The following is a 13,388-nucleotide window of genomic DNA, read 5'->3' on the forward strand; positions in this document are numbered from 1 at the left end:
CCCCTGGAGCGGCTTCCGACCGGAACGCGCACGCACCGGTGGGTGCCGCAGACAAGAGTACCGGGTCGCCCCCCGTATCTCACAAATGATTGGGGGTCCCCGGAAACGACCACGCTCCGTAAGATGCTCGGCGTGGTTCGCTGGAGCGAACTGCGGTTTTTGGGGAAGCGATGGGGAGACGCACATGGACGCCGCACAACAGGAAGCGACCGCAAGAGCGCGGGAACTTCAGCGGAACTGGTACGGGGAGCCGCTGGGGGCGCTCTTCCGTAAGCTCATAGACGACCTCGGCCTCAACCAGGCTCGTCTCGCGGGGGTACTGGGACTGTCCGCGCCGATGCTGTCCCAGCTGATGAGCGGTCAGCGGGCGAAGATCGGCAATCCCGCCGTGGTCCAGCGGGTGCAGTTGCTCCAGGACCTGGCCAGGCAGGTCGCCGACGGCAGCGTGAGCGCGGCCGAGGCGACCGAGCGGATGGACGAGATCAAGAAGTCGCAGGGGGGCTCGGTGCTCAGCAACGCCACGACCACGACCAGCAGTTCGGGTGCGCCGACGGTCAAGCGGGTCGTCCGCGAGATCCAGTCGCTGCTGCGCTCGGTGGCCGCCGCCGGAGACATCATCGACGCGGCCGACACCCTCGCCCCGACCCACCCGGAACTGGCAGAGTTCCTCCGGGTCTACGGCGCCGGCCGCACCTCCGACGCCGTCACGCACTACCAGTCCCACCAGAACTGAGCCGCCCGCCCGGCCGCCGAAGGGGGTTCGGCAGCCGGGCCGGGGGCCGTGCGAGGTGCCGTGCGAGGTGTCGTGCGGGCGCCTCTGAGGAGCGCGAGGGGGTCGCGCTTCTCGCCGACGGGTGACACACGGGGGTGTGTCGGCCGCCGAGGAGACGAGGAACACGGGGTCGTATCTCTCATCCGGGAGGCCACGAGGGGTCGTATCGCTCATCCAGGGGGAAGCAAGGGGGGTAACCGCAGGGGGAGGAGCGACGCGCAGTCATGGGTGAGGTGTTCGCCGGCCGGTACGAACTGGCCGACCCGATCGGACGCGGAGGCGTCGGCGCAGTCTGGCGTGCCTGGGACCACCGGCGCCGCCGCTATGTGGCCGCGAAGGTCCTGCTGCAGAGCGACGCGCACTCCCTGCTGCGCTTCGTCCGCGAACAGGCTCTGCGGATCGACCACCCCCATGTCCTCGCGCCGGCCAGCTGGGCCGCCGACGACGACAAGGTCCTGTTCACCATGGACCTGGTCTCCGGCGGCTCGCTGGTCCACCTGATCGGGGACTACGGGCCCCTGCCCCCCGCGTTCGTCTGCACCCTGCTCGACCAACTCCTCGCGGGGCTCGCCGCGGTGCACGCGGAAGGCGTCGTCCACCGTGACATCAAGCCCGCCAACATCCTGCTCGAGGCGACCGGCACCGGGCGCCCCCGGCTGCGCCTGTCCGACTTCGGCATCGCGATGCGGCTGGGCGAACCGCGGCTGACCGAGACCAACCTCGTCGTGGGCACGCCCGGCTATCTCGCCCCCGAGCAGATGATGGGCGCGGAACCGGACTTCCCCGCCGACCTGTTCGCCGTCGGCCTGGTCGCGCTGTACCTCCTCGAGGGCGCCAAGCCCGACGCCAAGGCACTCATCCAGTACTTCGCCGCCCACGGCACCCCAGCCGCGCCCCAGAGCGTCCCCGAGCCGCTCTGGCAGGTCGTGGCCTCCCTCCTCCAACCAGACCCCCAGGCCCGCTTCCGCACCGCCACAGGGGCCCGCAAAGCCCTTGCCGCCGCCCGAGAACTCCTCCCGGAGCCCGGCCCCGAAGACGAGTCGATAGAAATCTTCGACCAACTCGGCCCCCTGCCCCCGGGCTTCGCCCCCCAGGGCCCCCTGAAACGAGCACCGGGCCTGGACCCGAGCAGGACGCGCAACGCAGAGACCGGGACGGGGGGTGCGGTGCGGCTCCGGGCGGGAGAGGGGGGCGCTGGGTCGGCGGAGGGTGGAGCGCGGTTCTGGGGGAGTGACGGGGGGTCCGTCGGCGGCGGGGGGTCGGTTGGCGGCGGGGGGTCGGTCGGCGGTATGGGGTCGGCCGGCGGGGCCGCACCTGCGAGCGGGGGACAGGTCGAGAATTGGGCGACGCCTGGCGACGGGGCGTATCACCAAGGCGAGGGGCCCTCCGGGGGCGCGGGGGTGCACTGGAGCGAGGGACCGCCTGAGAGCGGGTCGCCGTCCGGCGGTGACTGGCCCTCTGGGGGTGGGGTGTCCTCCTCGGCTGAGGGGGCGCGCGGGAGCGGGGGGCTGTCCGAGAACTGGTCGCCGCCCGGCAGTGAGTCGCCCTCCGGCAGCGACTGGCCCTCCCGGGATGGGAGGCCCTCCATGGCTGAGGGGGCGCGCGGGAGCCGAGGGCTGTCCCAAAACCGGCCGTCGTCCGAGGGTGCGGGGGGACTCGGGAACGACGGGCCGCACGAGGGCTGGGCGCCGCCCGAAAGCGGAGTGCCGTTCGGCAGCGGGGCGCCTTCGCAGGGCGAGGGCATTCCCGGGGCCGGCGCACATCCCCATAGCTGGTCGGCGTCCGGAGGCAGGGCGCCTTCCGGGGACGGGCGAGCGAACGGAGCATCTTCCGGGGGTGTTGGAGGAAGTGGGCAAGGGGGCGCTTCCTGGCCCGGCTACGGTGCCGGTGCTGAGCCTGGTGCGGTCGATGGGGCGGCTTCCTCGCCCAGCCACCCGAACGGGGCGGCTTCCCGGCCCGGGGAGCCGGACGGGGCGTCCTCCTGGTTCGGCGAGGGCAACGGCGGGTCCTCGCAGCCTCGTGGAGCGGCCGGCGATGCCCCCTCGTGGCACGGCGGCGGAGTTGGGTCCGGTCCCTTCCCACCTGGTGGGCCGGGTGGGGCCGCGTCCCAGTCCGAAGCGAGAGGCGGCACGCCCTGGCCTGGAGGGGAACGAGCGAACCCTGGGCCCTGGCCCGAGCAAGCCACCCCAACGGCCCCACCACCCCCTCCAGCTGCCGCGCCCTCCACACCAGGCACCAACACCCCCGCCGCCCCTCCGAGCAGCGGCGTGGAAGCCGGTCACCCCGGTACAGGCTCCGACACCTACTGGTCCCCCCACCACACCCCACCCCCTCCCGCAGAGCCGCCCTCGATGTCGGAACCCGGCAACTTCCAGGAACACCGACACCAACCCCGCCCACAGGCGCAGGCGCACCCCGCCTACGTCTCCCCGCACGACCCGACACCCCCCACTCACGTCCTGCCCTCCCCCCACCCTCACGCCCCACGTTTCCCCCCGCACCAGCCCCGCGCCGATGCCTCTACTGCTTCGTACACCGCTCAGTCCCCACAGGTTCCGCCTCCCGCTCGGCCAATTCGCCGAGCACGCCGCAGCGGCCCACCCGCCAAGGCGGCGATCCCCCTCCTGCTCCTGGCCCTGGCCTGCTACGCAGTCGGTTTCTGGGCCCTCACCCAGATCTGAGAACGACCGCCCCTGATCCACCCACAAGCCAAAAAAAGCGCGCCCACCCCGGACGCGCTCCACAAACCCCTCAAGTGCGAAGAACCGCACCGCCCCCACCCCCAGCCTCCGCCCGGGGGGACCACCCGCCCTACACCCCCGCAGCCCCCCGCCGCCCCACCACAACCCACACCCCGAGAACCACCAACACCAGGGTCCCCGCCCCGATCCCCCCGAAGGCCACCACCTTCATCCCGGCGCCCCCGCCACCCCCGGCGTCCCCGCCCCCACCGCCCACAGCCGCCCCATCCCCCGACGACGGGCCAAGCCCACCAAGCCCCACCTGGAAAAGCGCCGCCGGCTCGGACTCCCCCGCATAGCCCGGCCCGCCCCCGGCCTCCCCCTTCACCCGCACCCTCAACGTCAGCCCAAGCGGCCCGTCACCGAACTCCTCGCCGACCCGCGCAGCGAGATGCACGACGAGGTAGTACGCCCCCGCGAACCGCATCCCGCTCACCCGCCCGGAGAGGGAGTACCGGTTGTCGTACCCCACCGGCGGCACCGCGGCGAGCGCACCGGACCTCTGGCTGCCGCTGTAACTGATGCTGGTGTCGTCGACGAGGCCGCGCACGGGGTTGTACAGCGCCAGATTCACAGCCCCCGGCACCAGGCCGTTCCCGCCCGCTCCGCCGGAGCTGTCACCGCTGAGCTCGGCGGTGGCGTACACCTGCTGCCCCCAGCCGACCGGCACCTCGTAGAACAGCGTCTGTCCGGGCCGTACGTCTTCCCGCCAGACCCCCTGCTCCAGCGCGGTCGCCGAACCGAAGCCCCCACCACCCCGCACCCGCACGGCCCCGCCGCCGGGAGGCGAGGGCGTGGCGGAGTCCCAGGACTCGGGCGCGCTGCTCGCCCCGGCCTGCCGCAGCCGCGGTTCCAGGACCGGCGCCAGCTCCAGGTCCCAGTCGCCCGGCACGGACTCGGTGCGCAGCACCCGCTCGACGGCGACGTAGTACGTCCCGGCGCCCCGGCACAGCGACCGTTTCGACGGGAGCGCCCGCGCGCCCCACGCGGTGAGGGGGCGCGGGCTGCGGCCGGCGCCGATGGTGGCGGTGTCCGGCGCGGAGCAGGCACGGCCGTCGGCGTCCTGCACGGTCACCCTGACGCCTTCCGTGGCGGTGACCGGGGCGTCGGACGGGGGAACGGCGGTACCGGCCACGTACACGGTCGACGTGCCGTCGAGATCGAGGCGGTAGTAGACCTTGCCCTCGCTCGGGAGCGAACTCCGGTACGTCGTGCCGGGTTCGAGAAGTTCGGCGTCCGCGGTGCTCACCGTGCCCGTGACCGACGGGGCGCCTGCGGCGAAGGCGTACGAGGAGGCCGTAGCGGAGGAAGAAGGCGAGGGGGACTGGGCGGGGGAGCCGGAGGCGGCGAGGACCGAAGCCCCGGACGCACCGGCCACGGCACCCAGCACCGCTCCCACGACGGCCACCCGCCACCACGCCGTACGCCGCCCCATCCCGCGCCACCCCTCCGTACCCGCGCCCGAGCTCAGATGACCCGCCCAGCGATCGCCCATACGACCGACCGACCCGCAAACCGAGCTGCCTGCGGACCAGCCGCCCAGGCAACCTGCCGACGAGCCGTCCTGCCGACCGACGTGGCCCGTCCTGCCGACGAGCCGCCCCGCCGGCCGACCGTCGCCCATCCTGCCCCGCCCTGCCGCCGCCCACCCCCACAATCCGTACGGCCGTCCGAAACCCTCCGGCAACCGGCCTCGGCCCCCGGCCCCGGCCCCGGCCCCGGCCCCCGCCCCCGCCCCCGCCCCCGCCCCCGACAACACAAAACCCCGACCGCAACCACGGCCGGGGTCTGCTCAGAATCGAATCTCGGTACTCACGAACCCGTGGGCACGGAGTCAGTCGCCTCCGTCCACAGATCCTGCTCGGCGCGATCCGCCTGGATCTGGCGGTACACGAGGAGCCCGCCGATGGCGGCCAGTGCGACCAGGAGAAGCTTCTTCACCGCGCGACCTCGTCTTTCGTTGACGTAGGGGACCTCTGGCGCCCGACTATACACACCGACCGATACCGATCGGTGACCTGCGTCGGGGGCCTCAACTCCCGCCCGGAACAGCCCAGTAGAAGCGGAGTACGCACCTCCGATCAGAGGGTGATCACATCTCCACGCAGGGTCACTTCGGCACCTCTCGCCCAGATTCTTCCATTTTTCGGCTGCCTTGCACCCATCCGTGTGGTGTTCATCTGAAGATCGACGCGCCACAGGCCACGGTCCGTGCTTTCGCGACGCCCATACACATCATGAGGAAAGTACGCAAATCGCCCCAGCCCGAAAGTGAGGGACCATGGCCCAGAACAAGGTCATGAACCTGTGGACCGCCGTCATCACCGCCTTCCTCGCGCTGTTCACGGCGCTCGGACTCATCACCACGACCGCCGCCGCGGCCGTACCGCAGACCCAGCCGGCTCGCAACAGCAACAGCGCCGCGGCGCACCCGGCGCCGCCGGTGGTGTCCCACGGGCTCTGGTCCTACGTCAAAGCCCTGCCGCCCACGATGAAGCAGCGCATCCGCGCCGAGGCCCACGGCAAGACCCCCAGCTGCCGCCACCGCTCCCCCGCGGACGCCGACACGGAGACCGGGACGGAATCGGCCGAACCAGCCGACTGTGTCTGACACCACGCGCGTACAACGCATCGCGCCGCTACAGCGCCGTACCGAAAAGCCGTACCGAAGTGCACCCCGAAACGCCGAAGACCCCCAACCGGATCCGGCTGAAGGTCTTCGAGTCTGGTGGGGCTAACAGGATTTGAACCTGTGGCCTCATCCTTATCAGGATTCAGGCCTAAGCAGATGATCTCCGCAGGTCACCTGACCTGCGACGGAAACCAGAATCTACAATCTTCTACCCAGTGCAGATCCGCCCCGCCCCTGTGCGGCGTAAGGAGTCCCCGGGGTAATTCCGGGATAGCACCGGGGTTGATCAAGCCGCCGGCACCGCCCTCAAGCGGCGACCAGACTTCCGCTTCTCGACCCCTGGCTTGCCGTCCTCCAACGCGGCGAGCACCTGGCCCGCGTAGTCCGCGGCCGCATGCGTGTAGATCCACGTCACCTCTCCGGCCCGCTCGTGCCCGAGGATCTCCTGAGTGATCACCTCAGGCACTCCTCGATCGTGAAGCCGGGACGCGAAGGCGTGACGAGTGTCGTGAAAGTCAGGCCACCAGTCCGTCCGCTCCTGCTCTACCGTCCGGGACCGCCCGGTCGTCTCGTCGACCACGCGCACCTTGACCTTGCGCACCTTCTTCCGCACGACTCCGGACGCATCGATCGCCGATGTCCACGCCCGCCAGAATGCGCTCCTGCGGAGGGGAGCTCGGTACGCCTCCCCCACGCCGTCGAGCTGCTTGGTCCCGCGGCGGACCTTGTTCCGGCCGTGGAACACCAGCTCGTCCTCGCGCAATCCGTCCTGCGGTTCCGACGCAGCCCTGCTCGGAGTGCCCTCGGCGCTCTCCTCTGCCCAGAGGTCTTTCAGCACCCGCGCGGCGAGCCCTGTGAGCGGCACCGTGCGAAGGCCCGCATCCGACTTGGGGTACGCCTTGCGCTTGATCTTCCCGCGCGGCTCCACCAGGACCTCGCGGACATGGATCCGCCGGCCTTCGAAGTCGACGCAGCACCAGCGCAGCCCGGCGAGCTCCTGGAACCGGAGCCCGGTCTCTTGCGCCACGATCAGTAGAGCGTGGAAGTAGTCGGGCAGCTTCTGCCGGATGAGCCAGAGCTGTGCGTACGACGGCGGCCGCCGGTCCTCCGGGTGCTTCTTCTTGATCGTCGGTAGCCGTACGCCCTCAGCGGGGTTGAACGGAATCCGGCGGTCCCTCTTCGCGTCCTCCAGCATGCGGTCGAGGACCTGGAAGCACTTCGTCACGGAGGAGGCCGCGAGCGGGCCGCCGTTCTCGTCGTGCAGGGCGTTGACCCAGAGCTGGGTCTCCCTCCACTCCATCTCGTACAGCTTGACGCCGGCGAAGGTGGGCGCGATGTGGTTGCGCCACATTCCCTCGTCACGCAGCTGGGACTGCGTCCAGTGCTCGATGCGCGTCTCGCCCTTGGTCTGGGTCGGCCACCACAGCTTCCACCAGGCCCCGAGGGTGATCTCTCCTCGGGCTGGGTCGATCCACGTCCGCTGCCGCATCTCGGTACGGGTCTGCTCCAGGAAGGCGACGGCCTCGGCGTAGGTCGGCTTGGTCTTGCTGCGGTCCTTGCCGGAGGGGTCGGTGTAGCGGGCTTCCCACGAGCCGGTGTGTTCGTCGGCGGCGGGGCGGTCGCCGGGGTACCGCTTGAGGCACGGTGGGCATCCGCAGCGCATGGACGGGTTGGGCCGAGGGTTGTTGATGGCGGCCGCGGCGGCGGCCGGCTTCTTGCGCACCATCGTGCGGTCTCCTGATCAGAGAGTCGGTGCGCCGACGGTGACCGGGGAGAGCGCGAGGGGGAGTTCCACGGGCTCGCCACAGAAGCAGAGCAGGCCGGCGCCTGGGAGATTGGGTGCGCCGAGGTCAGTCGCGAGGATCGCGTGCAGTTCTCTGATCAGGTCGTGAGGGTGGGTGCCCCTGGATACGAGGATCTCTACCTCGTCTGGGTCCCAGATGGCGATCGTCGGGAGTTCATCGACCACGGCAATGCGGATGCACACAGATGTCCCCCAGGGCATGGCGTCGTTGCTGGGTGCCGCTACGGGAGGACAGCGGGTGACCGATCGTACCTACGCGTGTGCATCGTGTGTAGATCGTTTGGGATAGAAAATGAGGTTTGTTTCGCCTAGCGGAATACGGACTATCACCCCCTTTTCACCGCAAAAAAACAGGTCGCCCTCACTAAGGCAACCCTTACTTTGTGTCACGAAGCGCGACTTACCGTGAGTAGCGCATCCGCGTACTTCAGTACGTCTCGCTGCTTGTCGACTGGCAGCTCGCGATAAATGCGGAGCAGCCGAGCCTCGCGCTCCTCGTCACTTCCACCGGGCACCGCGCGCCCGACCGAGGCGAACATCTCCGCCGGAGTGACCGAGAGGCCCCACTTGTCGCGGAGCACTCGGACGAGGTCGCGCAGCGTCTCGGTCTTGATCCTGGATGTGCCGCGGGTGCGGTTCATCCAGGCGTTGAGGGTCGCGTACGAGACGCCGGCCTCGGTGGCGAGGTCTTTCGGCGTCTTGTCTGGCTTCTCTTCAACGAGGCGTCTGAGCAGGGCCGCCAGGTCCTCGCCGGCGCGAGCGGGGTCCTCGGCGGGGCCGTGCTCTCCGGGGTCGTGCTGGTGGCTGGTCACGGTAGAAGGATCGTGTATCGCCGTCTACATCCGCAAGTAGATCGCAGATCGATGACCTGTATTTGACGCCCCCTAGGGGCATCTACAGGACCCCTATGCGCCCCTCTGCACCGGAACGACACCCCTGCACACCCCCCTTGACTCGATACACATCAACACGTAGATTGTAGATCCCGCAGGTCAGACGGATCTGCGGTGCTCATCCAATTCGGCCATGCGCCGGAGGTTCACCATGCGACGACTGGAAAAGGGTGCCCCGCTGCGGGCCGCCATGACGGCGGCCGAGCTGGACATCCCGCGCCTCGCCGCCCGCACAAAGGAAGTCGATCCGGCAGGTCAGGGGCTATCCCGCAGCATGGTCGGCTTCATTGTCGGCCGAGGGAAGTCCGCCCGTGAGGAGTGCAGTGACCATGCCGCCGGCCTCGTCGCTGCCGCCCTCAACCGGGAGGTCGACGACCTCTTTGCGGACGACGCTCTTCATTTGACCTCAGAATCTACATCTACGCGTAGATCGAAGATCGAATCTCGTCGGCCGGAGCTGCCGGAGCGGCTGATGGACCAGCAGGAGCTGTCCAGCTTCCTGCGGAAGTCCATGAGCTGGATCGACAAGCAGATCCAGGAGGCGAAGGAGCGGGGCGAGCGCTGGCCCGGCCTGATCTACGTCGGCAGCTCCCGCCGGTTCGACCCGCACGCAGTGCTGGCCGGCATGCGGCAGCCCGTCGGCTGAAAGACCGCGGGGCCGCCCCGGATGCGACCCGGGACGACCCCCACACCCGAAAACCCCTACGTCAAAGGAGATCTGGTGTCTGCACAGGCTAACGCCAAGATCAACGCCTCGGGAGGCCTCACGGCCGCCCTGGTGGCCCGGGCCACCGCGGGTGACCGCGACGCCTTCGCCACCCTCTACAACGAGCACCGCAACGAGGTGTATCGCTACCTCTTCCTCCGGACCAGGGACCGGCACCTGTCGGAGGACCTCACCCAGGAGGTCTTCGTCCGGGCACTGCGCCGCATCAACAGCTTCACGGCGCGTGCCGACGGCTCGTTCGCGGGCTGGCTCGTGACCATCGCCCGCAACATCCACACGGACCACTGCAAGGCGGGGCGTACCCGCCTGGAAGTCCCGATCGGCGAGTTCTTCGAGGCGGACGAACAGGCATGCACCGCGGAGTCCGGAGCCTTGCGCGACCTGGAGGCTGTTGAGGCGGCCCAGGCCGTCGCGGTGGCGATGAAGGCCCTGAACGCGAAGCAGCGTGAGTGCATCGGGCTGCGCTACATCCAGGGGCTTTCGGTCCCGGAGGTCGCCGTCCTGCTGAGCCGGAGCGAGGGCGCGGTGAAGACCCTGACCTTCCGGGCCATGGTCAACATGCGCGCAGTTCTCGCGGAGTCGGGAGCGGCGGCATGAACAAGAACCTCCCCCACGCGGTCAAGGTCATCCGTGCTGCGATCGCGTCCAGCGGCAACGACCCGGCGGCCGCCATCGCCCACGCCCTCGACGGCGCCGGCCTCCTGACAGACCCCGAGCGGACGTTCGGCGCAGTCCTACAGCGCCGGATGGCGGCCGACAGTCCCCGCGAACACCCGCAGTCGGACCTCCCGACACGTGTTCAGCCCGCCCAGGCCGCCCCGGAGCGCACCGAACTGGAGCGGCAGGCCATCGCCTGGGACCAGTCCTGCACGCGGGCCCGCCTTGTCGCGGCCGCCATCGAGCGGCAGGTCAGCGAGCACCCGTCGTTCCAGAACCTTCAGCTCGACGGCAACCGCATCTTGGTCTCGCTGCACATCGTCAATCAGTCCCAGTGGGCCGAGTGGCGCCGGTACTTCGGGATCCAGCACGACAAGGAGACGGCTCTCCCCTACATGGTGGCCGGTGATGGTCACCGCGACGGGGTCAGTGTCGGGGTCGTGGCGTACGACCTGCCTGAGGCTCGTGCGCACGCGCTGAGGATCGCGAAGGCGCCGTTCGAGTTCGAGGGCATCGTCTACGACCTCGCGCTCCCGCAGCACGACTCGCAGGGCGACACCTGGTTCTACCAGGGGGTGCGGACGGGCGACGGGATGCCGCTGCTGTCGATGGACGGTCGGCCGGAGCGGTGCACCCTGGCGAACATCGTGCGCCTGTCGGGGCCGCTGACGCCCGTCACTGGCGCCCCGTCACAGCAGGTCACGCCCGTCATGACGGGTGCCCAGGGTGGTGAGGGCTCGTGATGTGGATTCCAGCCCTGGCCGCAACGCTCGGCACCGTCCTGGTGGCCGTCGCCGCCTGCATCCCGGACGGCGGTGAGACCGCATGAAGCGCAAGAACGTCGACCACGTCATGGTCGCCTCCCTCTGCCGCGCCAACCCCGGCGCGTGGCAGGAAGTCGGCGAGTACAGCTCCGGAGAGTCCGCAGCCTCCATCGTGCGGGCGATCCAGCAAGGCCGAGGGCTCCGCGTGTTCGTGGCCTACTCGCCGGCTGGTGCGTTCGAGGCCCGCCGCGAGCTCACGGACAACGGGGCCCGCGTGGAAGCCCGGTTCGTCGGGGAGCCGATCACGGACGTCGAGAGCGCTGTCGACCTGCTGGGTGCTCTTCCCATGCCAGCTGGGCCCGAGTTGGCCCCGGAGAAGAGCAGCCGCCGCCCGGTGGCCGAAGCCACTCCGACCGAGTTCTTCCGCTCGGGCCGCCTCTACACCCGCGACCTCCCGTTCCGGGCGCCGGAAGACTGCCCGAACTTCGAGTGCGTAGGCGTCGCCAGCCACCCGTCGAAGGAGAACGCGCTGCGTGCCTTCGGGTTCGAGCAGCCGGGCGCCGGCCAACCGTGGGCGTCGATCGCCCAGCGCTCGGAGGAATGGGACGAGGGGTGGATTGACCTCGGTCCCATCAAGCCGGACCGGCTGACGCGCACCCTCGCCCCCACACAGGCCCTCCGCGAGGAAAACCAGGGCGAGGCTCCTGCGCTGGTCATCTACCGCGCCCAGTGGGACACCGCGCCCCTCGGCCGGTACACGACGGAAGCCGAGGCTCGGAAGCACTGCGAGATCCACGCCCGCCGCGACCTCCCCACCGCGACCTTCGACTGGATCGCCGACGAGGAGGACGGCGTCGCCGAGCTGGTCGCCGAACTCGACGGCGAGGAGAACCCGACCGGCTACGTCGTGACCGCCCTGGAGATCGCCTCCAAGTACGACCCGGAGGCCGACGAGTGAGCGCCTACAGCCGGGCCTACCAGGCCCTGACCGCTGGTCAGTCCCTTCGCCCGGGCGAGGCCGCCGAGCTGCTCGCCGAGCTCCGCAAGGAGACCGGCACCGAGCTGGCGGACGCCGTCGAGAAGCAGCTCGACGGCAAGTTCCGCCGGTCCGAGACCGACACCGGCGCGGCCTTCCGTCGGAAGCAGCGCGAGTACAGCGCTTCCATGCGCGTCGTGAAGGCCTTCCGTCACCTCGCCGCGGCCCCGTTCCGCCCCATCGTCCCGAACCCGCGCAACAACCGGAGCACGTCATGACCGAGATCGCCAAGCAGGGCGGCGCCCTCGCCATCCGCCCCGACCAGACCATCTGGACCCCTGAACAGGCCGCGGTCCTCCGCCAGTCCGGCATCAAGGACCAGGTGACGGCCGCCGAGCTGTCCGGCTTCCTCCACCTGTGCCAGCGAACTGGGCTGGACCCCTTCTCCCGCCAGATCTACCTGATCGGCCGGTGGAGCAAGAAGGAGGGGCGGGACGTCTACACGCCGCAGACCGGCATCGACGGGTACCGCGTCATCGCCCAGCGCGTGACTGCCCAGACGGGTGGCACCTACGGCTACGAGGACACCGTGTGGTGCGACGCCTCTGGTCGGTGGCGGGACGTCTGGCTCACCGACGCGCCGCCCGCGGCCGCGAAGGCGACCGTGATCCGCAACGGTGAGCGCTTCTCCGCAGTCGCTACCTTCCGCGAGTACGTGCAGACGTTCCCGGACGGCAACCCCAAGGGTCTCTGGGCCAAGATGCCCGCCGGTCAGATCGCGAAGTGCGCGGAGGCATTGGCGCTCCGGAAGGCCTTCCCCCATGATCTCGCCGGGGTCTACACGGCCGAGGAGATGGCTCAGGCAGACAACGTGGCACCTCCCCAGACCGCTCCCGCGACGGCACCCAGCAGGGACTACCTGCACGAGGCGAACGCCGCGGCTGACGCCGAAGCCGTACGTCAGCTCTACCGGGCAGCAGCTCAGGAAGGTGCCGGGCCCGAGTACCTCGCGCAGATCGCGGAGGTCGGTCGCCAGAAGGCCACTGAGACCGACGGCGGCGCGGCAGACATCGTGGACGGTGAGGTCGTCGACGAGACCAGGAGCGAGTCGGCGCCCGCTGCCGAGGCAGAGCAGGACCAGGCGCCGGAGCCCGTCACCGCGCCACAGATGCGGATGATGCACGCCTGCTTCACCAAGGTCGGCCTCGGAGCCAAGGACCTGCGCGCCGAACGGCTCCGGGCGACCGCAGCCATCATCGGTCGCTCCATCAACTCGGCGAACGAACTCACCAAGGCCGAGGCGCAGACCCTGCTCGACACCCTCACGAACTTCGGGGAGCGCAGCGAGACCGCGGCCGCCGACTTCGCCGAGATGGTCCACGGCCTGGAGCGCGAAGCCCTCGCCAACGCCTGATTCACCAC

13 protein-coding genes and 1 pseudogene are annotated in these 13,388 nt (G+C 70.1%); 9 read left to right on the forward strand and 5 right to left on the reverse strand.

The genetic code is table 11. From position 1 onward, the window contains the following. The first annotated feature begins 184 nt into the window (after positions 1-184). Positions 185-733 carry a helix-turn-helix domain-containing protein gene (locus ACFULQ_RS41865; RefSeq protein WP_383554973.1) on the forward strand — a complete coding sequence of 183 codons (549 nt, stop codon included), beginning with the start codon at positions 185-187 and terminating at the stop codon, positions 731-733. Between the two features lie 263 nt (positions 734-996). Continuing rightward, positions 997-1,894: pseudogene (locus tag ACFULQ_RS41870) on the forward strand (serine/threonine-protein kinase); the annotation flags it as partial. A 1,689-nt stretch (positions 1,895-3,583) separates the two neighbouring features. Here the strand turns inward: ACFULQ_RS41870 and ACFULQ_RS41875 are convergent. Together ACFULQ_RS41875 and ACFULQ_RS41880 are read right to left on the reverse strand one after the other, a co-directional pair. After that, positions 3,584-4,948, reverse strand: coding sequence for a hypothetical protein (locus ACFULQ_RS41875; RefSeq protein WP_383554975.1), 1,365 nt, complete (start codon positions 4,946-4,948; stop codon positions 3,584-3,586). Between the two features lie 377 nt (positions 4,949-5,325). Beyond that, the gene (locus ACFULQ_RS41880; RefSeq protein WP_003999697.1) at positions 5,326-5,454 is read right to left on the reverse strand and encodes a DLW-39 family protein; all 129 of its coding nucleotides are present in this window, start codon (positions 5,452-5,454) and stop codon (positions 5,326-5,328) included. Positions 5,455-5,794: 340 nt separating this feature from the next. Between ACFULQ_RS41880 and ACFULQ_RS41885 the strand changes: the two genes are divergently transcribed. Further along, positions 5,795-6,124, forward strand: a complete 330-nt coding sequence (locus ACFULQ_RS41885; protein ID WP_383554978.1) for a DUF6344 domain-containing protein — start codon at positions 5,795-5,797, stop codon at positions 6,122-6,124. Positions 6,125-6,431: 307 nt separating this feature from the next. On the opposite strand, the gene ACFULQ_RS41890 is transcribed toward ACFULQ_RS41885, so the two are convergent. The 3 genes from ACFULQ_RS41890 to ACFULQ_RS41900 form a co-directional block, all read right to left on the reverse strand. Continuing rightward, entirely contained in the window at positions 6,432-7,871 is a 1,440-nt protein-coding gene (locus tag ACFULQ_RS41890; protein WP_383554980.1) for a tyrosine-type recombinase/integrase, read from the reverse strand. A 15-nt stretch (positions 7,872-7,886) separates the two neighbouring features. Next, a complete protein-coding gene (locus ACFULQ_RS41895) occupies positions 7,887-8,114 on the reverse strand; it encodes a hypothetical protein (RefSeq protein WP_383554982.1) in 228 nt (75 codons plus the stop codon). A 221-nt stretch (positions 8,115-8,335) separates the two neighbouring features. After that, positions 8,336-8,761 carry a helix-turn-helix domain-containing protein gene (locus ACFULQ_RS41900; RefSeq protein WP_383554985.1) on the reverse strand — a complete coding sequence of 142 codons (426 nt, stop codon included), beginning with the start codon at positions 8,759-8,761 and terminating at the stop codon, positions 8,336-8,338. A 232-nt stretch (positions 8,762-8,993) separates the two neighbouring features. On the opposite strand from ACFULQ_RS41900, the gene ACFULQ_RS41905 reads away from it, so the two are divergent. The 6 genes from ACFULQ_RS41905 to bet all read left to right on the forward strand — a co-directional run bounded on the left by ACFULQ_RS41905 (position 8,994) and on the right by bet (position 13,380). Continuing rightward, positions 8,994-9,488, forward strand: a complete 495-nt coding sequence (locus tag ACFULQ_RS41905) for a hypothetical protein (RefSeq protein ID WP_383554988.1) — start codon at positions 8,994-8,996, stop codon at positions 9,486-9,488. A gap of 75 nt (positions 9,489-9,563) precedes the next feature. Beyond that, on the forward strand, positions 9,564-10,166 hold the full coding sequence (locus tag ACFULQ_RS41910; protein ID WP_383554990.1) for an RNA polymerase sigma factor: 603 nt from the start codon (positions 9,564-9,566) through the stop codon (positions 10,164-10,166). Then, positions 10,163-10,969, forward strand: coding sequence for a BN159_2729 family protein (locus tag ACFULQ_RS41915; protein ID WP_383554993.1), 807 nt, complete (start codon positions 10,163-10,165; stop codon positions 10,967-10,969). The genes ACFULQ_RS41910 and ACFULQ_RS41915 overlap by 4 nt, the downstream gene beginning before the upstream one ends. Positions 10,970-11,051: 82 nt before the next feature. Beyond that, entirely contained in the window at positions 11,052-11,948 is an 897-nt protein-coding gene (locus ACFULQ_RS41920; RefSeq protein WP_383554996.1) for a hypothetical protein, read from the forward strand. Next, positions 11,945-12,244 carry a hypothetical protein gene (locus ACFULQ_RS41925; protein WP_383554998.1) on the forward strand — a complete coding sequence of 100 codons (300 nt, stop codon included), beginning with the start codon at positions 11,945-11,947 and terminating at the stop codon, positions 12,242-12,244. Before ACFULQ_RS41920 ends, ACFULQ_RS41925 begins: the two co-directional genes overlap by 4 nt. Next, the gene (gene bet / locus ACFULQ_RS41930) at positions 12,241-13,380 is read left to right on the forward strand and encodes a phage recombination protein Bet (protein WP_383555001.1); all 1,140 of its coding nucleotides are present in this window, start codon (positions 12,241-12,243) and stop codon (positions 13,378-13,380) included. Before ACFULQ_RS41925 ends, bet begins: the two co-directional genes overlap by 4 nt. Positions 13,381-13,388: the final 8 nt, after the last annotated feature.

This window comes from Streptomyces sp. NPDC057253 (assembly GCF_042669125.1).
Lineage (GTDB): Bacteria > Actinomycetota > Actinomycetes > Streptomycetales > Streptomycetaceae > Streptomyces.

Excerpts from the sequence above, each read along its gene's own strand:
- ACFULQ_RS41915 (WP_383554993.1), top strand. The coding sequence starts at position 10,163 with ATGAACAAGAACCTCCCCCACGCGGTCAAGGTCATCCGTGCTGCGATC.
- ACFULQ_RS41920 (WP_383554996.1), top strand. The coding sequence starts at position 11,052 with ATGAAGCGCAAGAACGTCGACCACGTCATGGTCGCCTCCCTCTGCCGC.
- ACFULQ_RS41885 (WP_383554978.1), top strand. The coding sequence starts at position 5,795 with ATGGCCCAGAACAAGGTCATGAACCTGTGGACCGCCGTCATCACCGCC.
- ACFULQ_RS41875 (WP_383554975.1), bottom strand. The coding sequence starts at position 4,948 with ATGGGGCGGCGTACGGCGTGGTGGCGGGTGGCCGTCGTGGGAGCGGTG.
- ACFULQ_RS41905 (WP_383554988.1), top strand. The coding sequence starts at position 8,994 with ATGCGACGACTGGAAAAGGGTGCCCCGCTGCGGGCCGCCATGACGGCG.
- ACFULQ_RS41865 (WP_383554973.1), top strand. The coding sequence starts at position 185 with ATGGACGCCGCACAACAGGAAGCGACCGCAAGAGCGCGGGAACTTCAG.
- bet (WP_383555001.1), top strand. The coding sequence starts at position 12,241 with ATGACCGAGATCGCCAAGCAGGGCGGCGCCCTCGCCATCCGCCCCGAC.
- ACFULQ_RS41890 (WP_383554980.1), bottom strand. The coding sequence starts at position 7,871 with ATGGTGCGCAAGAAGCCGGCCGCCGCCGCGGCCGCCATCAACAACCCT.